Genomic DNA, 21,317 nt, shown 5'->3' on the forward strand with positions numbered 1-21,317 from the left:
CCGACTGGCTTCGCGGTCGTCGCGGGCTTGCTGCCGCCGCCGCGGCCCGCCGCGCTCGCGGCCGGGCCCAGCGCCACGCCCGCCGTCGCTGCGTTCGTCTCCAGAGCCTCGGCCGAGGCGCGCCCGCAGGCAGCGCCGCGCCGGCTCGCCCGCGCCGGAGGGTTCATCGCGCTGAACTGAGGCGGGCGGGCAGGATCTCGGGGGCGATCTCCTCCGCCGTGAAGCGCCTGCCGTCGGCGGTGACGAGCTCCGCCGAGCCGTCGCAGCCGATTCCGAGCGTGTAGGTGCCGCTGCAGCGGGCGAGCTGGCGGCTCGCCTCGCAGATACCCTCGCGCCAGCCGCGCGTCTCGAGCGCCTCGAGCGCGCGGGTCGAGCAGGTCGGCCGGAACAGGCAGATCCGGCCGGTGTGCCGGGACAGATGGCGCTTGTAGAGGCGGATCGCCGCGATGCCCGCCGCCGCGGCGGCGCGGTCGAGCGGGGGCGGCAGATCGGGGACGTGTGCCGCAGCGTGGACGAGCCCGCAGCAGGCGCGGGAGAGGCGCAGGCTCACGGGGCGGCGCTCATGGTCGGGCGCCCATGCCGGCGGGCCTCAGCGCCGCAGCTTGATCGCCGTGCCCCAGCCGTAGACCTCGAAGACGGAGGTCTGCGTGCCGGTGCAGCCGGTCGTTCGGCTCGTCAGGCGGTAGTCGTAGCCGATGTGGATGATGCCGTCGCCGCCCGAGCGGCGCGCCGCCTCCTGGAGCGTCGCCGTCACCTCGCCGTAGGCCTCCTGCACCGGCAAGCCGCCGGGACCGCCGCACCCCGTCGAGGGCGGCGTGCGCGAGGCCACGGCGTGCACGACGCCGATCACGTCGTACGCCTCGTTGATGTTGCCCGTCGCCGTCAGCATGCCCACCCCCCGGTTCGCGTCGCCTTCGCGGCCAGCATAGCCACGCGCGGTGCTTGCGCAACCCGCACCATCCCGCCGCGATTGCTCCCTCACCCGCCCGCCGGCAGCCCCAGGCTCGTGGCGATGGAAGCCAGGTGGTCGCGCATGGCGCGCTCGGCCGCCTCGGGGCGGCGGGCCGCGATGGCGTCGACGACGGCGAGGTGCTCGGCGGCCAGGGAGGCGCGGCGCTCGCTCGAGCGCGTGCTCTCGCGCAGGCGCCGCCAGACCGGGTCCTCCCGTACCGCCTCGATCGCCTCGAACACCGCGAGGAAGAGGCCGTTGCGCATCGCCTCGGCGATGCGGCGATGGAAGGCCTGGTCCCAGCGCTCGTACTCGGCGTCGGTCTCGGCGTCGCGCGAACGTTCCGCGAGCCGGCGCAGGCCCTCGACGTCCACCGGCGCGGCGCGCAGGGCCGCGTGGCGGGCGAGCACGGGCTCGATCTCCAGGCGCACCTCCATGATCTCGGCGGGGCTGGTGAGCGCCGCGATGCCGGCGAAGCGCCGCGCCTTGGGCGCGGGCGGGGCCGAGACGAAGGTCCCCTGGCCCTGGCGCCGCCAGATCAGCCCCTGCGTCTCCAGTGCGCCGAGCGCCCGGCGCACCGCACGCCGGCCGACCCCGAGCGCCTCGGCGATCTCCCGCTCGGGCAGGACGCGGCCGGAGGCGACGAAGCTGCCGTCGGCGAGCGCCTCGCGCAGCCGCACGAGGACGGGATCGTCGTCGGTCGCGGCCGGCAGGTCGCTCACGATCTCGGCCCGGATTTCGCCCATGACGGTCTCGCCCTCGACGCTGCTGCCGGAGACGCTCTCGGCAAGCTTCGGCCGCACCAATACATATTGGTACGATCATTATCACACGCTGTCGAGCCCCGAGGGACGCAGGCCCAGAGGCGCTGCGTGCGGGCATGCGGCGCCCGCTCGGGCAATCGACGCATATAGAATGAGCAGCCTTCGGCTTGCACGAAAATTGGGCCGTGTCTAAGCTTCGGCCTCCTGTCGCGTGGGTCGAAGCCGCGCCCGCCCCGCGTGGCAATCGTGATTGGTTCGGCGTCCTGCGGCGCCGCGAAGAGGATGCGTCCCGTGCAGCTGCGCCACGACATGCCCTACGCCTCGCGCCGCTCGCCGGTGCTCGCGCGCAACATGGTCGCGACCTCGCAGCCGCTCGCGGCGCAGGCGGGCCTGCGCATGCTGCTGTCCGGCGGCAACGCGGTCGACGCCGCGCTCGCCACCGCGATCGCGCTCACCGTGCTGGAGCCCACCGGCAACGGGCTGGGCTCGGACGCCTTCGCGATCCTCTGGGACGGCGAGCGGCTGCACGGGCTCAACGCGTCGGGCCGCTCCCCCGCCGGCTGGTCGCCGGACCGCTTCCCCAACGGCATGGTCGAGCGCGGCTGGGAGAGCGTCACCGTGCCGGGCGCCGTGTCCGCCTGGGTGGCGCTTTCGCAGCGATTCGGCAGGCTCCCCTTCGCCGACCTGTTCGCCCCCGCGATCACGTATGCCTCCGAGGGCTATCCGGTATCGCCGGTGATCGCGGCCCTGTGGAAGCGCGCCGAGCGCACGCTCGGGCATCAGCCGGGCTTCTCCGCGCACTTCCTGCCCGGCGGCCGCGCGCCGGCGGCGGGCGAGATCTTCCGCTCGCCGGACATGGCGGCGAGCCTCGCCGCGATCGCCGAGAGCCGGGGCGAGGCGTTCTATCGCGGTGCGCTCGCCCGGCGCATCGCCGACTTCGCCCGCGCCCACGGCGCCGCGCTCGACGAGGACGACCTCGCCGCGCACGAGGCGGACTGGTGCGGCACGGTGTCGGCCACCTACGGCGACGTCGCCCTCCACGAGATCCCGCCCAACGGTCAGGGCATCGCCGCCTGCATGGCGCTCGGCATGACCCGGCACCTCGGCCTCGAGCGCTACGCGCCGGACGATCCGGCGGCGCTCCACCTCCAGATCGAGGCGATGAAGCTCGCGCTCGCCGACGCGGAGGCCTACGTCGCCGACCAGGCGGCGATGACCGACGTCACGGCCGCCGATCTCCTCGACGAAGGGTACCTCGCCCGGCGCGCGGCGCTGATCGATCCCGCCCGGGCGCAGGACTTCGGCGCCGGCGCGCCGAAGCACGGCGGCACGGTGTATCTCACCGCGGCCGACGCCTCGGGCATGATGGTCTCCTACATCCAGTCGAACTACGCCGGCTTCGGATCGGGCGTGGTCGTGCCGGGGACGGGCATCTCGCTGCAGAACCGCGGGCTCGGCTTCGTCACGACGCCCGGGCATCCCAACCGGGTCGGCCCGCGCAAGCGGCCCTTCCACACCATCATCCCCGGCTTCCTGATGAGGGGCGACGCGCCGCTGATGAGCTTCGGCGTGATGGGCGGGCCGATGCAGGCGCAGGGCCATCTGCAGATGACGCTGCGCACGCAGGTCTGGGGCCAGGATCCGCAGGCCGCGGCCGACGCGCCGCGCTGGCGCTTCGTCTCGGGACGCACGGTCGCCATCGAGGACAGCCTCGGCACGGCGGCGCTCGAGGCGCTCGGCGGCCTCGGCCACGCGATCGAGGTCGAGGCGCCCGACGCGAGCTTCGGCTTCGGCGGCGCGCAGCTGATCCACCGCATCGAGGGCGGATACGCCGGCGGCTCCGATCCCCGCAAGGACGGGCAGGTCGTCGGCTACTGAGAGACGCGAGGAGGGGCGCATGACCTGGTCGATCGTCGCGAGGGACCCCGAGAGCGGCGCCATCGGCATCGCCGTCGCGAGCCGCTTCTTCGCTGTGGGCGCGCGCGTGCCCTTCATCGCGCCCGGCATCGGCGCGGTCGCGACGCAGGCGCTGATCAACCCGCTCTACGGCCCGCGCGGCCTCGACCTCCTGCGCGGCGGCGCCGGCGCGGCGGAGGTCGTCCACGCCCTCGTCGCCGAAGACGGCGGGCGCGACCATCGCCAGGTCCAGGTCATGGACGCCCGCGGCCGCTTCGCCGCCCATACCGGAGCGGAATGCGTCGACTGGTGCGGCGCGATCTCCGACGATCTCTGCGGGCTCGCCGGCAACATGCTCGCCGGGCCGCAGGTGCTCGACGAGACCGCCCGCGCCTACCGCGAGAACGTCGACCTGCCCTTCCCGCGCCGGCTCATCGTGGCGATGGCGGCGGGCGAGGCGGCGGGCGGCGACAAGCGCGGCAAGCAGTCCGTCGGGCTCGTGATCCACGGCACCGAGGACTGGCCCGACCTCGACATCCGCGTCGACGACCATCCCGAGCCCATCGCCGAGCTCGCCCGGCTGGAGCGCGTCTCCCGCGAGCGCTGGGTGCACTTCAGGCGCTACCTCGCGACCAAGGCCGACCCCGTCGGCATCACGGATCGCGCCCGCATCGACGCGGAGATCACGGCCGCGATCGCGGCGGCGCAGGCCCAAGACGGCATCGGGGAGGCGCCCGCGGCATGAGCGAGGCGCCGATCCTCAGCGTCGAGAACCTCGCCGTCGGCTTCACCGGGCCGGACGGGCGCCGCACGCGGGCGGTCGACGGCGTGTCGTTCACCGTTGCGCCCGGGCGCACGCTCGGGATCGTGGGCGAATCGGGCTGCGGCAAGAGCGTGACCTCGCTCGCGGTGATGGGGCTCCTGCCGAAGACGGGCACCAGCGTGACGGGCCGCGTCGTCTTCGACGGGCGCGATCTCCTCGCCGAGAGCGAGCGCACGCTGCGCGACCTGCGCGGCGATCGGCTCGCCATGATCTTCCAGGAGCCGATGACCTCGCTCAACCCGTCCTACACGATCGGCGACCAGATCGTGGAGGCGATCGTGCGCCACCGCGCCGTGGGCAAGCGCGAGGCCGCCGAGCGCGCGGTGGAGATGCTCGCGCGCGTGCGCATCCCGGAGCCGGCGCGGCGCTTCGGGGACTACCCGCACAAGCTCTCCGGCGGCATGCGCCAGCGGGTGATGATCGCCATGGCGCTCGCCTGCGAGCCGCGGCTCCTCATCGCCGACGAGCCGACGACCGCGCTCGACGTGACGATCCAGGCGCAGATCCTCGACCTGATGCGCGCCCTGCGCGAGGAGACCGGCACCGCCGTCGTGCTGATCACCCACGACCTCGGCGTGGTCGCGGAGGTCTGCGACGACGTCGCCGTGATGTATGCCGGCCAGGTGGTGGAGCGCGCGCCGGTGGAGGAGCTGTTCCGGTTTCCGCAGCATCCCTACACGGTGGGGCTGATGGGCTCGCTGCCGCGCTTCGACCGCGCCCGCGGGCGCCTCGCCGCGATCGAGGGGGCGGTGCCCGACATGTCGCGCCCGCCGGCGGGCTGCCGCTTCGCGGCGCGCTGCCCCTTCCGGATCGAGCGCTGCGCGACGATGCCGGACCTCGTCGACATCGGCGGTGGCCGTGCCACGCGGTGCTGGCGCGCGCCTCTGGAGGAGCTCGCCGCATGAGGCCCGTCGCGTCGCCCCCCCCGCCCGTCCTCGAGGCGCACGACCTCGTCAAGCACTTCGTCGCCGAGCGCACGCTCTTCGGCCGCACGACGGCGAGCGTCAAGGCGGTGGACGGCGTCTCGCTCGCGGTCCATCCCGGCGAGACGCTGGCGCTCGTGGGGGAATCCGGCTGCGGGAAGTCGACGCTCGGGCGCATGATCCTGCGCCTCGTCGAGCCGACGAGCGGGCGCATCGTCGTCGACGGCGCGGACGTCACGCACGCCCGGGAGCGCGACCTGAGGGGGCTTCGCCGCACGGCGCAGATCGTCTTCCAGGACCCGTTCGCCGCGCTCAACCCGCGCATGACGGTGGGCGAGATCCTGGCCGAGCCCCTGATGCTGCACGCGGTCGTGCCGCCGGCGCAGCGCGCGGCGCGGGTCGCGGCGCTGCTCGAGGCGGTGGGGCTCAACCCGCGCCAGGCGGCGCGCTTCCCCCACGAGTTCTCCGGCGGCCAGCGCCAGCGCATCGTCATCGCCCGCGCGCTCGCAGTCGAGCCGAAGGTGATCGTCTGCGACGAGCCGGTCTCGGCGCTCGACGTCTCGATCCGCGCGCAGATCCTCAACCTCCTGGAAGACCTCCAGGCGCGGCTCGGGCTCGCCTACGTCTTCATCTCCCACGACCTCGGCGTGGTGCGCCACATCGCCGACCGGGTCTGCGTGATGTATCTCGGGCGCATCGTCGAGACCGGCACGACCGACGAGATCTTCGACGACCCGCGCCATCCCTACACGCGCGCGCTGCTCTCCGCGATCCCGGCGCCCTCGCCGCTGGCGCGCCGCGAGCGGCGGCTGCTCGAGGGCGACGTGCCGAGCCCGCTCTCGCCGCCGTCGGGCTGCCACCTGCGCACCCGCTGCCCGCACGTCGAGCCGGCCTGCGGAAAGGACCGTCCGCCGCTCGCGCCGGTGAGCCCGACGCACGCTTCCGCCTGCCTCTTCGCGACCACGCTGCCCGACGCGCGCGATCTCGCGCCGCGCGAGCCGGCGCGCGACCCGAGGCTCGAGACGCTCTTCGCCGCCTTCGCCGGCGGCGACGAGGCCGCCGCGGCGAAGGCCGTGGCGCAATGAGGGGAACCCGCCGGAAAATCCGGCATCAAGAAGGAGACATCTCGAGATGAGACGCATCGTTCTCGCCGCAGCGCTCACCACCGCGACGCTCGGCCTCGCCGCCACCGGCGCGAGCGCGCAGACCACGGTCCGCGTCGGGCTCGCCGAGGATCCGGACGTGCTCGACCCGTCGCTCGGGCGCACCTATGTCGGGCGTATCGTCTTCGCCTCGCTGTGCGACAAGCTGTTCGACATCGACGCGAATCTCGCCATCGTCCCGCAGCTCGCGGTCTCGCACGAGACCTCGGAGGACGGCCTGTCGCTGACGATCCGCTTGCGCGAGGGCGTGACCTTCCACGACGGCACGCCGATGGATGCGGAGGCGGTCAAGTACTCGCTCGACCGCCACCGCTCGATGGAGGGCTCCTTCCGCCGCGGCGAGCTCTCGATCGTCGAGAGCGTCGAGGTCGTCGACCCGCTCACGGTGCGGCTCGCCCTGAAGAGCCCCTTCGCGCCGCTGCTCGCGACCCTCACCGACCGCTCGGGCATGATCGTCTCGCCGGCCGCCGCCGAGGCCGCGGGCGACCAGTTCGGGAACAACCCGGTCTGCGCCGGGCCCTTCCAGTTCGTCGAGCGCGTCCAGCAGGACCGCATCGTGCTTGAGAAGTTCGACGACTACTGGAACGCGGACGCCGTCAACATCGACCGCGTCGAGTTCCGGCCGATCCCGGATTCCACCGTGCGCCTCGCCAACCTCCAGTCCGGCGAGCTCGACCTGATCGAGCGCGCGCTCGCCACCGACATCCCGACGATCGAGGCGGATGCCGACCTCGTGCTCGAGACGACGACCGAGCTCGGCTATCAGGGCATGACCATCAACGTCGCCAACGGCGAGGGCGCCACCGGCCCGCTCGCCGAGAGCCCGCTGGTGCGCCAGGCGCTCAACCTCGCCATCGACCGCGAGGCGCTCAACCAGGTCGTCTTCGACGGCGCCTTCTTTCCCGGCAACCAGTGGGTCGGCCCGGAGAACGCCTGGTACCAGGACGCCTACCCGGTTCCCGCGCGCGACGTCGAGAAGGCCAAGGCGCTGATCGCCGAGGCGGGCGTCGCGACGCCGGTCGTCGTCGACTTCATGGTCCCCAACAACCCGGAGGTCCGCCAGGTCGCCGAGGTGATCCAGGCCATGGCGGCGGAAGCGGGCTTCGACATGCAGATCCGCGTGGTCGAGTTCGCCACGGGCCTGCAGGAGGCCGAGGCCGGCCGCTTCGGCGCCTTCATGCTGGCCTGGTCGGGCCGTCCCGATCCGGACGGCAACATCTACTCCTTCGCCCATTCGACCGGCCCGCTGAACTACGGCAAGTTCGCGAGCGAGGCGGTGGACGCGGCGCTGACGCAGGCGCGGACCGCGACGACGCAGGAGGGCCGCATGCAGGCCTATTCCGACGTCGCCGACGTGTGGCTCACCGAGGGCTCGGTGCTCTACCTCTACCACCGCGCCATGCTGATCGCCCATACGGACGCCATGAAGGGCTACACGCCGCGCCCCGACGGCCTCGTCAGCCTCCTCGGCGTGACGATGGAGTGATGCGAAGAACCCCTCTCCCGGACGGGAGAGGGGCAGGGGTGAGGGCGCACGGCTCGACGTTCGGCAGCGACGCCGGCAAAGGCCGCGCCCTTCATCGCATCCCGTACACCCTCACCCCCGGCCCCTCTCCCGAACGGGAGAGGGGAGATCATGGAGGGCATCGTGCTCCAGCTCATCGGCAAGCGGCTCGCGCAGCTCGTCCCGACGCTGTTCTTCGTGTCGGTGCTGATCTTCTCGCTCCAGCACCTGATGCCGGGGGACCCCGCGCTGGTGATGGCGGGGGAGGAGCGCGACCCCGTCGTCATCGAGCAGATCCGCCAGCAATACGGCCTCGACCAGCCGATCCCGGTGCAGTACGCGATGTGGATCGGCAAGGTGCTCGCCGGCGATCTCGGCGAGTCGATGCGGCTCAAGGTGCCGGTCTCCGAGCTCGTGGCGCAGAAGCTCCCGGTCACGATCCAGCTCGCGGTCATGGCGATGCTGATCGCGCTCGTGCTGGGCGTGACGACCGGCGTGCTGTCGGCGGTGAAGCGCAACTCCGCCTGGGACTGGGTCGTCAACGTGGTCGGCCTCGCCGGCATCTCGACGCCGAACTTCTGGCTCGGGATCATGATGATCCTGCTCTTCGCCGTGCATCTGGGCTGGCTGCCGGCGTCCGGCTACGTCAGCCCGTTCGAGGATCTCGGCCGCTCCCTCGCCACCACGATCATGCCCGCCTTCGTGCTCGGCACGGCGATCGCCGGCGTGATCATGCGCCACACCCGCTCGGCCATGATCCAGGCGCTCGACAGCGACTACGTCCGCACGGCGCGCGCCAAGGGCCTCTCGGAGCGCACCGTGGTGTGGAAGCACGCCATGCGCAACGCGCTCACCCCGGTGATCACGCTGGGCGCGCTCGAGTTCGGCACGCTCCTCTCGGGCGCGGTGCTCACCGAGCAGATCTTCTCGATCCCCGGCTTCGGCAAGCTCATCGTCGACGCCGTCTTCAACCGCGACTACGCGGTGGTGCAGGGCGTCGTGCTCGTCACGGCGACGACGTACATCGTGCTCAACCTCCTCGCCGACATCGGCTACATCCTCGCGAACCCGAGGCTGCGCACATGAGCGCCGGCACGACATCCGCATCCGCGACGGCGCCGGAGGCCGACGCCTTCGTCATCGAGAGCCCCGGCGGGCGGGCCTGGCGGCGCCTGCGCCGACGGCCGGCGGCGATGGCCTCGCTCGTCGTCGTCCTCGTCATCGTGGCCTGCGCGCTCCTCGCGCCGTGGATCGCACCCTGGGATCCCACGGCCCAGAGCTGGTCGGCGGTGCGGCATGCGCCCTCGGCGGCGCATTGGCTCGGCACCGACGAGGTCGGCCGCGACGTGCTCTCGCGGGTGATCTGGGGCGCGCGCGCCTCGCTCGCCGCCGGCGTGATCTCGGTCCTCATCGCCATGGCCGCCGGCATCCCGCTCGGGCTTCTCGCGGGCTACGTCGGCGGCTGGACCGACGGCGTGCTCGGGCGCGTCACCGACGCCATGCTGGCGATCCCCTTCCTCATCCTGGCGATCGCGCTCGCGGCCTTCCTGGGCCCGAACCTGACCAACGCGATGATCGCCATCGGCGTGACCGCGACGCCGATCTTCATCCGGCTCACCCGCGGCCAGGTGCTCGCCGCGCGCTCGGAGGAATGGGTCGAGGCGGCGCGGGCGGTGGGCAACCCGCATTGGCGCATCGCGCTGCGCCACGTGCTCCCCAACGTCCTGCCGCCGATCCTGGTGCAGGCGACGCTGACCATCGCCACCGCCGTCATCGCCGAGGCGAGCCTGTCCTTCCTCGGGCTGGGCCAGCAGCCGCCGATGCCGTCGTGGGGCTCGATGCTGAACTCCGCCCAGCGCTTCCTGGCGCAGGCGCCGTGGATGGCCGTGTTCCCCGGCCTCGCGATCTTCGTCACGGTGCTCGCCTTCAACGTGCTCGGCGACGGCCTGCGCGACGCGCTCGACCCCAGGGGACGATGAGGGCAGGCGGCACGGCGGGGGGCGCGGGCCATCCGGGGGAGTACGGGCCGCCACGGTATCCCCCGCGGTCGCGAGCTGGTACAGATGGGGCACGGAAGACGCGAGAGGATCGAGCGTCGATTGGAAAGGACGCCGCGTGACCAAGACGCCTCCCACCGACGAGTCGCGGCGCATGCGCGCCGAGGCGCAGGCGACGAAGGAGCGCGAGAACGCGCAGGCCTGGATCGATCACGACAACGAGGCCCGTGCCGTCGAGGAGCGCACCGCCCGCCTGCGGGCCCTGCGGCTCGCCAAGGAAGCCTCCGAGGCCGAGGCCGCCGCCGTCGTCGCGGCGGAGAAGGCGGCCGAGAAAGCCGCGAAGACCGCCCGCGCCGCCACGCGCAAGAGCGCCCAGGCGGGAGCGAGCGCCAAGTCCACCGACGCCAAGTCCACCGACGCCAAGCCCACCGGCGCCAAGCCCGCCGGCGCCAAGCCCGCCCGCTCCAAGCCAACCGGCGCCAAGTCCCCGAGCTCCAAGTCCCCGAGCTCCAAGTCCCCGAGCTCCAAGCCCCCCGGCTCCAATCCCGCCAGCGCCGAGCCGGACCCGAGCTGACGGACCGACCGCCGCGCCCGCGCGTGCCGTCACCGGCGACGTGACGCCATCGGCCCCCTCTCCCGCACCGTCCTCGATCGGAGACGACCGCGTCGACGCCCGGCCTCCATGGAGGACGACGGCGTTCGGGATCCGCGGCGACCGGCCGAGATTTATTTCGGCGGCTGTCATCCAGGCTTCATTAGTTTGGCCGATTGAGGTACCGGCAGAGATGGTCGGGCGAGCGGGCATGAGCGGCAGGTCCAAGCATTCGGGGTCCAAGCATTCGGGGCCCAAGCATCCCGGCTCCAAGCATCCGGGGGCGAAGAGCGTCGGATGGGCGCTGGTCCAGGCGGCGCGGCTCCATCGCGCACGCATGGGAGACAGGCTGGGCGAGCTCGGCCTGTTCGCGGGCCAGGAGCAGGTCGTCCAGGCGCTCGCCGCCGAGGGCCAGATGACCATGGGCGAGCTCGCCGCCATCCTGCGCGTGCGCCCGCCGACCGCCTCGAAGACCGTCTCGCGGCTCGCGGCGCTGGGCCTCGTCGAGCGCCGCGCCGAGCCGGAGGACGCCCGCGTCGTGCGCGTCGGCCTCACCGGCGAGGGCGCCGCGAAGGCCGCCGCGATCGCGTCGCTCTGGGACGAGGTGGAAGCCGAGCTGCTCGGGGATTTCGACACGAAGGACCGCAAGCGGCTGCGCAAACTCCTGCGCAAGGTGGCGCGCAACCTCGCCGAGGCCTCCGGCGCCGACGCGCGCGGCCTCGACGCCTCGGACGAGGAGGCCGACGATCCCGATTCCGAGATGGAGGATGCGCCCGGCGATCTCGCGCAGACCGCGTGAGCGACGCGGCGGCGGGAGATCGTCGCTGACGCGCGACAAGTTACGCAACCTGGGATCAAATATTCGCCGAGGTCGCGGCGAAGGTCTCGAGCCTGTCGCCAGTCACGAATTCAGCGCGACGAAGGGGCCCCCGACTGGAGGATGCGACATCCCGCCATGCCATTCGGGGTCGATTAATTTCTATTCGCCCTCGTTCCCCAATGAAAACACTCGAATACTTGCTTTGCGAAGATTGTCGCAAAGCCGATAATGTCGGATCTCGACGCTGGGAGAGCTTCCTGCTGCGTTGAAAGTTCTTTTAGACTTCGTCCGTACGCTCGGCGACCATGCTCGGGCGACCCTCGACCGGGCACGAGTACGGGACGGTGTCGCGCGCATGCCTCTGATCATCATCCTCGACGATCGGGTGACGAACCGAAACATCTTCTCGCGCCTGGCGGCCTCGATCGCCGAGGGCGTCGAGGTCCAGGCCTTCGGCGATCCGGCGGAGGCGCTCGAGCGCCTCGCCGAGCGCACGCCGGACCTCGTCATCACCGACTTCAAGATGCCGACCATGACCGGCGCGGAGTTCACGCGCCGGTTCCGCCGGCTTCCCGGCTGCGACGACGTGCCCGTCATCGCCATCACCGTCTACGAGGAACGCTCGTTCAGGCTCGACGCGCTGGAGGCCGGCGCGACCGACTTCCTGCTCAGCCCCGTCGACCACGCGGAGTTCCTCACCCGCGCGCGCAACCTCCTGCAGATGCGCCGCCAGGCGCAGATCATCAAGAGCCGCGCCTCCTTCCTGGAGCGCGAGCTCGAGGACAGCGAACGCTCCCGCGAGGCGCTCCTGCGCGACAGCCGCCAGCGGCTCGCCCAGGTGATCGACACCGTGCCCGCGCTGATCAGCGCGCACGACCGCGACGGCGCCTGCATCTTCCTCAACGCCCACATGTCGGCCTTCGCCGCGATCGACCAGGCGGAGGCGATCGGCCGCCCGGCCTCGGAGCTGATCGGCCCCGAGCGTGCCCAGCGCAGCCTCGCCCTCGACCAGCTCGTCTTCCGCTCGGCGCGCGCGTTGCCGAGCTACGAGGAGGAGGTGACCGACAGCGACGGCGCCAAGCACGCCTTCGTGGTGACGAAGTCGCCGCTGTCGGACGCGGACGGGCGCGTGATCGCCGTGCTCACCACGGCGCTCGACATCACCGACCGCAAGAAGGCCGAGAGTCATCTCGTCCACCTCGCCCATCACGACGCGCTCACCGGGCTCGCCAACCGCACGCTGCTGCAGGACCGCATGCGCCGCGAGATCGCCCGCGCCCGGCGCGGCGACCGCTTCTTCGCGCTCCACCTCGTCGACCTCGACCGCTTCAAGAGCGTCAACGACGCGCTCGGCCACCATCGCGGCGACGAGCTGCTGCGCATCGTCGCCGACCGGCTGCGCAACATCGTGCGCGAGACCGACACGGTGGCACGCCTCGGCGGCGACGAGTACGCGGTGCTCCAGACCGACGTGCGCAGCGCCGAGGAGGCCCGCGACTTCGCACGGCGCCTGATCGCCGCGATCGGCGACCCGTTCCGGATCGCCGGCGAGGACATCGTGGTGGGCGCGAGCCTCGGCGTCGTGCTCTATCCCGGCGACGGCGAGGACACCGACGACCTCATCAAGAACGCCGACATCGCCATGTACCGGGCCAAGGCCGAGGAGCGCAACGCGATGCGCTTCTTCTCGGCGGACATGGTGACCGCGGCGCGCGAGGGCATCACGCTCGAGACCGACCTGCGCCGGGCGATCGCCAACCGCGAGTTCGAGCTGCACTACCAGCCGCAGATCGACCTGCGCACCGGGCGCATCGTCGGCGCCGAGGCGCTGGTGCGCTGGCGCCACCCCAAGCGCGGGCTCGTGCGCCCGCTCGACTTCCTTCCCTTCGCCGAGGAGACGGGCATCATCATCCCCATCAACGAGTGGGTGATGCGCGAGGCCTGCCGCGAGGCGAAGTCCTGGCAGGCGATGGGGCTCCCGCGGCTGCGGGTGGGCGTCAACCTGTCGCCGATCCAGTTCCGCAAGCTCGCCATGCGCGACCTCGTCGTCGACGTGCTCTCCGAATCGACGCTCGAGCCGGAGCTCCTCGACCTCGAGATCACCGAGACGATCCTCATGCAGAACGCCGAGGCGGTCGCCGCGGAGCTGTCCGAGCTGCGCAAGCTCGGCGTGACGTTCTCGATCGACGACTTCGGCACGGGCTACTCGTCCCTGGCCTACGTGAAGAAGTTCCCCGTCGACCGGCTGAAGATCGACCAGGGCTTCGTGCGCAACATGAAGAACGATCCCAACGACGCGGCCATCGTGCGCGCCATCATCAACCTCGGTCATTCACTCGGCATCGAGACCGTCGCCGAGGGCGTCGACAGCCCCGAGCAGGTGGGGCTGCTGCGGGCGGAGGGCTGCGACGAGGCGCAGGGCTACCTGTTCTCGAAACCGGTTCCAGCCGCCGAGTTCGTGGCGCTGGTGCGCGAGAGCGCCACGATGAGGCTGTCCGCATGAGTGCCGAGCGGTCCCCCCTCGCCGAGCGCCCCTCCGCCGCCGCGCACGAGCTGGGTGCCGCCAAGGAGCGCGTCTCGCGCATTCCCGCCTTCCGGGACAGGCCGGATCGCGAGCACGAGATGGTGATGAACCGCCTCGTGATCGGGGGCATCATCCTCGCCTACCTGCTCGCCTGCCGCTTCTTCGGGATCGAGGGCGTCGAGCAGCCGCTCGCTGTGGTGACGTTCTACTGGGTCGCGGGCCTGGGCTTCCTCTTCCACATCCTGCTCGTGCGAGAGGCCTGCCCGCCGCGGCGCATCGCGGCGATGGTGCTCGACCTCGGCGCGCTCTCCTACGGGCTCGCGGTGGGGGGCCAGACGACCGCGATCCTCTACCCGATCTACCTGTGGGTCATCTTCGGCAACGGCTTCCGCTTCGGGGTGCGCTACCTCTACGCCGCGATGGCGCTGGGCGTCGCCGGCTTCGGCCTCGTCCTCACCCAGGACAATTACTGGGGCGAGCACCCCAAGCTCGCCGCGGGCCTCGCCATCGGCCTCGTGATCCTGCCGCTCTACGCCGCCTCGCTGATCCGCAAGCTCTCGCGCGCCAAGCAGGAGGCGGAGAACGCGTCGCGCCAGAAGAGCCTCTTCCTGGCGAGCGTCAGCCACGAGCTGCGCACGCCGCTCAACGCGATCATCGGCATGTCGGGCTTCCTGGAGGACACGAAGCTCGACGCCGAGCAGCGCGAGATGACGCGCACCATCAACGCCGCCGGCCGCGTGCTCCTCGACCACATCAACGACATCCTCGATTTCTCGCGGCTCGAGGCCGGGCTGATGCCCTCCGACATCGTCGCCTTCGACCTGCACGCGGTGCTCCAGGAGACGACCGCGCTGGTGCGCGCCCAGGCGCGTGCCAAGGGCCTCGCGCTGACGCTCCACGTCGACGCGGCCACGCCCCACCGCCTGCGCGGGAACCGCAAGCACCTGGAGGAGGTGCTCCTCAACCTCCTCGGCAACGCCGTGAAGTTCACCGACACGGGCCACGTCGCCGTCACCTGCGACAGCGAGCGGGAGGAGGGCGGCGAGGTCGTGCTGCGGGTGAGCGTCGCCGATTCCGGCATCGGCATCGCGCCCGAGGCCAAGGCGCGCATCTTCGAGAGCTTCGCCCAGGCCGACGAGAGCATCATCAACCGCTACGGCGGGACCGGGCTCGGCCTCGCCATCGCCAAGCAGTTCGTCGAGCTCAACGGCGGGACGATCTCGCTCGACAGCACGCCGGGCGCCGGCTCGACCTTCCGCTTCGGCTTCCGTGCCGCGATCGACCGCGAGGCCGCGGGCGAGATGGAGACGCTGCCGCCGCTCGACGTCGTGATCCTCGCCCCCGGCGAGACCGCCCAGCGCCTCGGCGAGCGGATCGCGTCGCTGGGACCACGGGCCGTGCCGACGTCGGACCTCGATGCGGCCGCCACGGCGATCGGCGCCGTCTCGGGTCGCGCGCTCCTCGTCCTCGACCCGCGCGCGCTCGGCCGCACCCCGGAGGCCGCGCTGGCCGCACTCGCGCAGGCGGGGGTCACGCCGGCCGCGAGCATCCTCCTGCGGGCGGACGGGATCGTCGTCGACGACGCCGTGCGCCGGCTCTTCGCGAGCGCGCTGCCCGCGGCCGCGCTCGACGGCGACGTCGAGGCGGCGCTGCGGCTCGCCGGCGTGGCGGGCGGGCTCGTCGCCCTCTCCGCGACGAGCCGCGAGCACACCCACGCGCGCCCGGACCGGCCGCTCAAGGTGCTCGTCGCCGAGGACAACGTCACGAACCAGAAGGTCATCGCGCGCATCCTGGAGCGCGAGGGCCACCGCGCCGCGATCGTCGCCGACGGCAAGAGCGCGCTCGACGCGATGATCGCCGAGCCCTTCGACGTCGTGCTCATGGACGTCAACATGCCGGTGATGAACGGCATCCTCGCGGCCAAGCTCTACCGCGCCGCCCAGCCGGACGCGAGCCGGCGAAGCCCCATCGTGGCGCTGACCGCCGACGCGACGCCGGAGGCGCGGCGCCTGTGCGAGGAGGCCGGCATGGTGGGCTGCGTGACGAAGCCGATCGAGCCCGCGCGCCTCTTCGCCGTCCTCGCCGACGTCGCCCGCGCCGAGCCCGCCGGCGGCTTCATCCACATCCCGGGACCGGACGACGCGCGCGCCGCCTTCGCGGAGGAGGAGGAAACGGCCGCGAGGACTGGAGGCGAGGCGCACGACGCCGGCCCCGTCGGGACGGCCGCGGGCGAACGCCCGGCGCTGCGCACGAAGACGCTCGACGATCTCGAGCGGCTCGGCGGCGCGGACTTCCGCGACGAGGTCACGAGCGCCTTCCTCGGCGACGCGCAGGCGCTCCTCGACTCGCTGGACGACTCGGTGGCGAGCGGCGACGCGGAGGCCTTCCGCGACCATGTCCACGCGCTGCGCTCGAGCGCCGCCAACATCGGCGCGATCGGCATCTACGAGCTCAGCCTCGCCATGCGCGGCGTCGAGGAGGACGAGCTCGCCGCGCGCGGCGTCGAGCACGTCGCGGCGCTGCGGCTCGAGTACGCCCGCGTCGGCACCGCGCTCGTGGCCCACGCGCTCGCCGCCGCCGAGGCGGTCGCGGGCGAGGTCGCCGCTTGAGCGCTCGAAAGCCTGCAGCCTTCGAAACAAGCCAAGCATGCTCGACAACGATTAGTTCAGGACATAGGATACGCGAATTCCCGCTTTGCAGCCGGCGAACGACCAGTGCCTGTATGAATTTTTCAAGAGTGTGGTCAGTGTGGGCGGACCCCGTATAGATCGCCCTGATCTCTCCGTTAGACTTGCAGGTCGTGAACACATGGAAGGATCTCGTAATGACCGCCCGCCCTCAGGTAGCGTCTTGATATTCTTTGCGTTGATTTTTGCTATTGCATTGGATTTTTCAACTGAGTTTAGCGAAGCTCGAATCCAAACCTGTAATCCTAAAGAAAGTGACGTAGACTGTCTTCGAAAATGGCTCCCCGGTATAGTAGCCTTATTTGCAGCTTTTTCTGCACTCTTAATCGGAATTGGTCAAATAACTCTGGCCGCCCGTCAGGCTCGCTTTCAACGGTTAGAGGAAATTGATAAAAGACTTGATTTTATCTATGAGATAGAAGGAAATTTACACCAAATAATATCATCCTGCGACTCAGCTAACCACATTATGAAAAGCATTCTGGATAATGATGTGATTTTTTATGAGAAACAAGATTCTATTATTCTCAGTAGGGATCTAATGAATATAGATGAATTTAGTCGTCAGATTTCTTTGAGTTACAATAATATAGGACGTTTTAGTAAAAACTATGGGTCTATCATTAATTCTGTCAAATTTTTTATATTGCCACTAAGAAGCCTGCCGAAATCAAGTGATTTTCTATCACGAGTAAAAGACAAAGATCAACTTAGGCGGATGTTGGAATTAATATTGCAGACAACGAAGACCTCTCTTTACGAATGTGAAAATATAAGGCGGATCATTGTGACAGAACGAGATATTCTTGAGGCAGAACGCGATAAAGCAACAAACTTTAAACTATAAAAAATTGTTACGTGTCTGCTCATCAGCGGAATGGCTGGCGCAATCTCAGCAGAATAACTTCCATTCTCAGTAGACCACGACCGAGCGGATCGACTCGCCCGCGTGCATCAGGTCGAAGGCGGTGTTGATCTCGTCGAGCGGCATCGTGTGGGTGATGAGCGAGTCGATGTCGATCTTGCCGTCCATGTACCAGTCGACGATCCTGGGCACGTCCGTGCGCCCCCTCGCCCCGCCGAAGGCCGTGCCCTTCCAGACGCGCCCCGTCACGAGCTGGAAGGGGCGCGTCGCGATCTCGCGGCCCGCTTCGGCCACGCCGATGATGATCGATTCGCCCCAGCCGCGGTGGCAGCATTCGAGCGCCTGACGCATGACGTCGACGTTGCCGGTCGCGTCGAACGAGAAGTCCGCGCCGCCGCCGGTGAGGTCGACGATCGCCTGCACCACCTTGTCCGTGCCGACCTCCTTCGGGTTCACGAAATCCGTCATGCCGAACCGCTCGGCCATCGCCCGCTTGCCCGGGTTGATGTCGACACCGATGATCCTGTCGGCACCGACCATGCGCGCGCCCTGGATGACGTTGAGCCCGATGCCGCCCAGCCCGAACACCACCACGTTCGCCCCGGGCCAGACCTTGGCGGTGTAGATCACCGCGCCGATGCCGGTCGTCACGCCGCAGCCGATGTAGCAGATCTTGTCGAACGGCGCGTCCTCGCGGACCTTGGCGAGCGCGATCTCCGGCAGCACCGTGAAGTTCGCGAAGGTCGAGCAGCCCATGTAGTGGAACACCGGCGCGTCGTCGCAGCGGAAGCGGCTCGTGCCGTCGGGCATCACGCCCTGTCCCTGCGTGGAGCGGATCGCGGTGCACAGGTTGGTGCGCTGCGACAGGCAGCTCTTGCAGTTGCGGCATTCCGGCGTGTAGAGCGGGATGACGTGGTCGCCGACCTTCAGCGTCGTCACCCCCGCGCCGACCTCGCGGACGATGCCCGCGCCCTCGTGGCCGAGGATCGCCGGGAACTTGCCCTCCGAATCCATCCCCGAGAGCGTGTAGGCGTCGGTGTGGCACACGCCGGTGGCCATCACCTCGACGAGGACCTCGCCGGCCTTGGGGCCCTCGATGTCGATGGTCTCGATTGTGAGCGGCTTGCGGGCCTCCCAGGCGACCGCGGCGCGCGTCTTCATGGCGTGTCCTTCCCCGTCGGGTTCGTCGTCGATTCGCACCCGCGAGACTGCCCGCCCGCGGGCGCGGGCGCCAGCCTCGAGGCGACGGGAAATGACGCGCGTGCGACGTGCGGCGATGCGGTCGGCGCGGATGGCGCGAAAGCGACATTGCGCGTCGCTGGCGCGAAAGGCGCTCGGGCCGGCCGTGCGGCACACTCCCTCGATACGGTGGCCCGGCTTCGAGAGGGCGCGATGGCACGAGACGGCGCGGTTGCGGTCGAGGCGCTCCTGGCGCGGCGCAGGCCCGGCCATTCGCTGGAGGCGCCGTTCTACACGGCGCCCGAGATCTTCGAGCACGACCTCGCGTTGATCTTCGGGCGCCACTGGATCTTCGTCGCCGTCGAGGGCGAGGTGGCGGAGCCGGGCGACTACGTCACCGTCGAGATCGGCACGGCCTCGATCATCGTGGTGCGCGACGACGACGGGAACCTCGCCGCCTTCCACAACGTCTGCCGACACCGGGGCGCGCGCATCCTCTCCGAGCCCGCGGGCGTCGTCGGCAAGCTGGTCTGCCCCTACCACCAGTGGACCTACGACCTCGACGGCACGCTGCTCCACGCCGAGCACATGGGCGCGGGCTTCGACCGGGCCTGCCACTCCCTGAAGCGCGTGCACGTGAGGAGCCTCGCCGGCCTGATCCACGTCTGCCTCGCCGGGGAGCCGCCGGCGGACTTCGACGCCATGGCGGCGGCGATGACGCCCTACCTCGCGCCCCACGGCCTGGCGCAGGCGAAGGTGGCCGCGTCGATCGACCTGATCGAGGAGGGCAACTGGAAGCTCACGATGGAGAACAATCGCGAGTGCTATCACTGCGCGACGAACCATCCCGAGCTCACCGTCTCGCTGTTCGAGTACGGCTTCGGCTTCGCGCCCGACGACGCCGACGCCGACCGCGCCGCCGCCATGGCCGCCTACGAGCGGATCTGCGGCGAGTTCGAGGCCCGCTGGACCCGCGAGGGCCTGCCCTTCGCCGAGATCGAGCGCCTCGCCGGCTGCGCCACGGGCTTCCGCACGCAGCGCCTCGCCATCGACCGCGCCGGCGAATCGCAGACCATGGACACGCGGTCCGCCTGCCGGCGCCTGCTGGGCGGGCTCTCGGAGCCGCGGCTCGGCGGCCTCTCGTTCTGGACGCAGCCCAACGGCTGGCATCATCTGATGGCGGACCACGCGGTGACGTTCAGCGTCATCCCGCTCGCGCCCGACCGCACGCTGCTGCGCACCCGCTGGCTCGTCCACCGCGACGCGGTCGAGGGCATCGACTACGATGTCGAGCGATTGACCGAGGTCTGGCGCGCCACCAACGAGCAGGACGGCGCGCTCGTCGCCATCGGCCAGAAGGGCGTCTCGAGCCCCGCCTACGAGCCGGGGCCGTATTCCCCCTGGACGGAAGGGCTCGTGGAGCGCTTCGTCGCCTGGTACGTCGAGCGGCTCGGCGCCGGCCTCGCCGCCGGGAACGCCCGTTGATTCCCGCTCGCACCGCGGAGCCTCGCCCATGCCCGCCCGCCACGGCCTCTCGCTCGAGGCGCTCTACCCGGTCTGGGACTGCGAGGAGGACGACCGGCTGATCTGCCGGGCGGTCTACGAGGAGACGCACGACGTCAAGACCTTCGTCTTCGTCTCGCCCGAGCCGCGGCAGTTCAACTTCGCGCCGGGGCAGTTCCTCACCTTCGACGTCCCCGTCGACGGCGGCTCGGTCAACCGCTGCTACACGATCGCCTCCTCGCCGACGCGCCCGCACACGGTGGCGATCACGGTCAAGCGCTGCGTCGGCGGTGTCGTCTCCAACTGGCTGCACGACAACCTGCGCGTCGGCGACGTGGTGCGCGCGGTCGGGCCGATGGGCGAGTTCTCGACCTGGGCGCACCCGAACCCCAAGCGCCTGTTCATCTCCGGCGGCGTCGGCGCGACGCCGCTGATCAGCCACGTGCGACGGGACTTCGACGTCGGCGAGGACCTCGACACGCTCTACGTCCACTTCGCCCGCACGCCGCGGGACGTCATCTTCCGCGCCGAGCTCGAGCTGATGGCGCACCGGCGCCTCAACCTGCGCGTCGCCCACGTGGTCGAGAGCGTCGAGGGCGAGCGCTCCTGGTCGGGCTATCGCGGGCGCTTCTCGCCGGAGCTCGTCGCCACCCTGTCGTCGGACTTCCGCGAGCGCGAGATCTTCTGCTGCGGCCCGCCCGCCTTCATGGCCGCCGTGCGCTACTTCCTGGAGAACGCCGGCCACGACATGGCGCGCTATCACGAGGAGAGCTTCGACTTCGACCAGCTTTCCCCGCGCGAGCGCGAGGCCGCGCCGCCCCCGCCGGACGAGACGCTCGCGACCTTCGAGATCACCTTCACCAAGTCCGGCCGCACCGTCCCCTGCGACGAGAACACCACGATCCTCGCCGCCGCCCGCCTCGCCGGCATGCGGCTGCCCGCCTCCTGCACCAAGGGCCTGTGCGGGACGTGCAAGACGCGGAAGCGCGAGGGAACGGTGGAGATGGCGCACGCGGGCGGCATCCGCCAGCGCGAGATCGACGCCGGCATGGTGCTCCTGTGCTGCTCGAAGCCGCGCTCGAACGTGGTGGTGGAGCGGTGAGTGGGTGCGCAGGGCGCGGTGGCCAG

General features: G+C 70.6%; 19 protein-coding genes. 15 read left to right on the top strand and 4 right to left on the bottom strand.

What is annotated here, in order from left to right; all coding sequences use genetic code 11:
- On the top strand, positions 1-180 hold a 180-nt coding region (locus ACTZWW_RS17010), incomplete at its 5' end, for a hypothetical protein (protein ID WP_444782163.1).
- On the opposite strand, the gene yidD is transcribed toward ACTZWW_RS17010, so the two are convergent.
- The 3 genes from yidD to ACTZWW_RS17025 all read right to left on the bottom strand — a co-directional run bounded on the left by yidD (position 164) and on the right by ACTZWW_RS17025 (position 1,695).
- Positions 164-550, bottom strand: coding sequence for a membrane protein insertion efficiency factor YidD (gene yidD, locus ACTZWW_RS17015; protein WP_444782164.1), 387 nt, complete (start codon positions 548-550; stop codon positions 164-166). The two genes, ACTZWW_RS17010 and yidD, sit on opposite strands and share 17 nt — an antisense overlap.
- Positions 551-589: 39 nt before the next feature.
- Entirely contained in the window at positions 590-889 is a 300-nt protein-coding gene (locus ACTZWW_RS17020; RefSeq protein WP_444782165.1) for a hypothetical protein, read from the bottom strand.
- An 89-nt stretch (positions 890-978) separates the two neighbouring features.
- Positions 979-1,695, bottom strand: a complete 717-nt coding sequence (locus ACTZWW_RS17025; RefSeq protein ID WP_444782166.1) for a FadR/GntR family transcriptional regulator — start codon at positions 1,693-1,695, stop codon at positions 979-981.
- A 300-nt stretch (positions 1,696-1,995) separates the two neighbouring features.
- Here ACTZWW_RS17025 and ACTZWW_RS17030 point away from each other — a divergent pair, with 300 nt between their 5' ends.
- From ACTZWW_RS17030 to ACTZWW_RS17085, 12 genes are all read left to right on the top strand, one after another.
- Positions 1,996-3,591: a gamma-glutamyltransferase family protein gene (locus ACTZWW_RS17030; RefSeq protein WP_444782167.1), complete on the top strand. Its 1,596-nt coding sequence runs from the start codon at positions 1,996-1,998 to the stop codon at positions 3,589-3,591.
- Positions 3,592-3,610: 19 nt separating this feature from the next.
- Positions 3,611-4,354 (top strand): DUF1028 domain-containing protein, encoded by a 744-nt coding sequence (locus ACTZWW_RS17035; protein WP_444782168.1) that lies wholly within the window; start codon positions 3,611-3,613, stop codon positions 4,352-4,354.
- Complete coding sequence (locus ACTZWW_RS17040) at positions 4,351-5,337, top strand: ABC transporter ATP-binding protein (protein WP_444782169.1); 987 nt, start codon at positions 4,351-4,353, stop codon at positions 5,335-5,337. Before ACTZWW_RS17035 ends, ACTZWW_RS17040 begins: the two co-directional genes overlap by 4 nt.
- Positions 5,334-6,440, top strand: a complete 1,107-nt coding sequence (locus ACTZWW_RS17045) for an ABC transporter ATP-binding protein (RefSeq protein WP_444782170.1) — start codon at positions 5,334-5,336, stop codon at positions 6,438-6,440. Before ACTZWW_RS17040 ends, ACTZWW_RS17045 begins: the two co-directional genes overlap by 4 nt.
- 46 nt (positions 6,441-6,486) lie before the next feature.
- Entirely contained in the window at positions 6,487-8,004 is a 1,518-nt protein-coding gene (locus ACTZWW_RS17050) for an ABC transporter substrate-binding protein (protein WP_444782171.1), read from the top strand.
- Between the two features lie 150 nt (positions 8,005-8,154).
- Positions 8,155-9,108, top strand: coding sequence for an ABC transporter permease (locus tag ACTZWW_RS17055; protein ID WP_444782172.1), 954 nt, complete (start codon positions 8,155-8,157; stop codon positions 9,106-9,108).
- Complete coding sequence (locus ACTZWW_RS17060; RefSeq protein ID WP_444782173.1) at positions 9,105-10,001, top strand: ABC transporter permease; 897 nt, start codon at positions 9,105-9,107, stop codon at positions 9,999-10,001. Before ACTZWW_RS17055 ends, ACTZWW_RS17060 begins: the two co-directional genes overlap by 4 nt.
- Before the next feature lie 136 nt (positions 10,002-10,137).
- Positions 10,138-10,593 (top strand): hypothetical protein, encoded by a 456-nt coding sequence (locus ACTZWW_RS17065; protein WP_444782174.1) that lies wholly within the window; start codon positions 10,138-10,140, stop codon positions 10,591-10,593.
- Positions 10,594-10,822: 229 nt separating this feature from the next.
- Positions 10,823-11,410, top strand: a complete 588-nt coding sequence (locus ACTZWW_RS17070; RefSeq protein ID WP_444782175.1) for a MarR family winged helix-turn-helix transcriptional regulator — start codon at positions 10,823-10,825, stop codon at positions 11,408-11,410.
- 376 nt (positions 11,411-11,786) lie between these two features.
- Positions 11,787-13,934, top strand: coding sequence for an EAL domain-containing response regulator (locus tag ACTZWW_RS17075; protein WP_444782176.1), 2,148 nt, complete (start codon positions 11,787-11,789; stop codon positions 13,932-13,934).
- The gene (locus ACTZWW_RS17080) at positions 13,931-16,564 is read left to right on the top strand and encodes an ATP-binding protein (RefSeq protein ID WP_444782177.1); all 2,634 of its coding nucleotides are present in this window, start codon (positions 13,931-13,933) and stop codon (positions 16,562-16,564) included. Before ACTZWW_RS17075 ends, ACTZWW_RS17080 begins: the two co-directional genes overlap by 4 nt.
- 199 nt (positions 16,565-16,763) lie before the next feature.
- Positions 16,764-17,489 (top strand): hypothetical protein, encoded by a 726-nt coding sequence (locus ACTZWW_RS17085; protein ID WP_444782178.1) that lies wholly within the window; start codon positions 16,764-16,766, stop codon positions 17,487-17,489.
- Positions 17,490-17,555: 66 nt separating this feature from the next.
- Here the strand turns inward: ACTZWW_RS17085 and ACTZWW_RS17090 are convergent, their stop codons facing one another.
- Entirely contained in the window at positions 17,556-18,668 is a 1,113-nt protein-coding gene (locus ACTZWW_RS17090) for an S-(hydroxymethyl)glutathione dehydrogenase/class III alcohol dehydrogenase (RefSeq protein WP_444782179.1), read from the bottom strand.
- Between the two features lie 231 nt (positions 18,669-18,899).
- Here ACTZWW_RS17090 and ACTZWW_RS17095 point away from each other — a divergent pair, with 231 nt between their 5' ends.
- On the top strand, positions 18,900-20,171 hold the full coding sequence (locus tag ACTZWW_RS17095) for an aromatic ring-hydroxylating oxygenase subunit alpha (protein WP_444782180.1): 1,272 nt from the start codon (positions 18,900-18,902) through the stop codon (positions 20,169-20,171).
- Positions 20,172-20,199: 28 nt separating this feature from the next.
- Complete coding sequence (locus ACTZWW_RS17100; protein WP_444782181.1) at positions 20,200-21,291, top strand: FAD-binding oxidoreductase; 1,092 nt, start codon at positions 20,200-20,202, stop codon at positions 21,289-21,291.
- The last annotated feature ends 26 nt before the right edge of the window (positions 21,292-21,317 follow it).

This window comes from Salinarimonas sp. NSM (assembly GCF_052380005.1).
GTDB lineage: Bacteria > Pseudomonadota > Alphaproteobacteria > Rhizobiales > Beijerinckiaceae > Salinarimonas.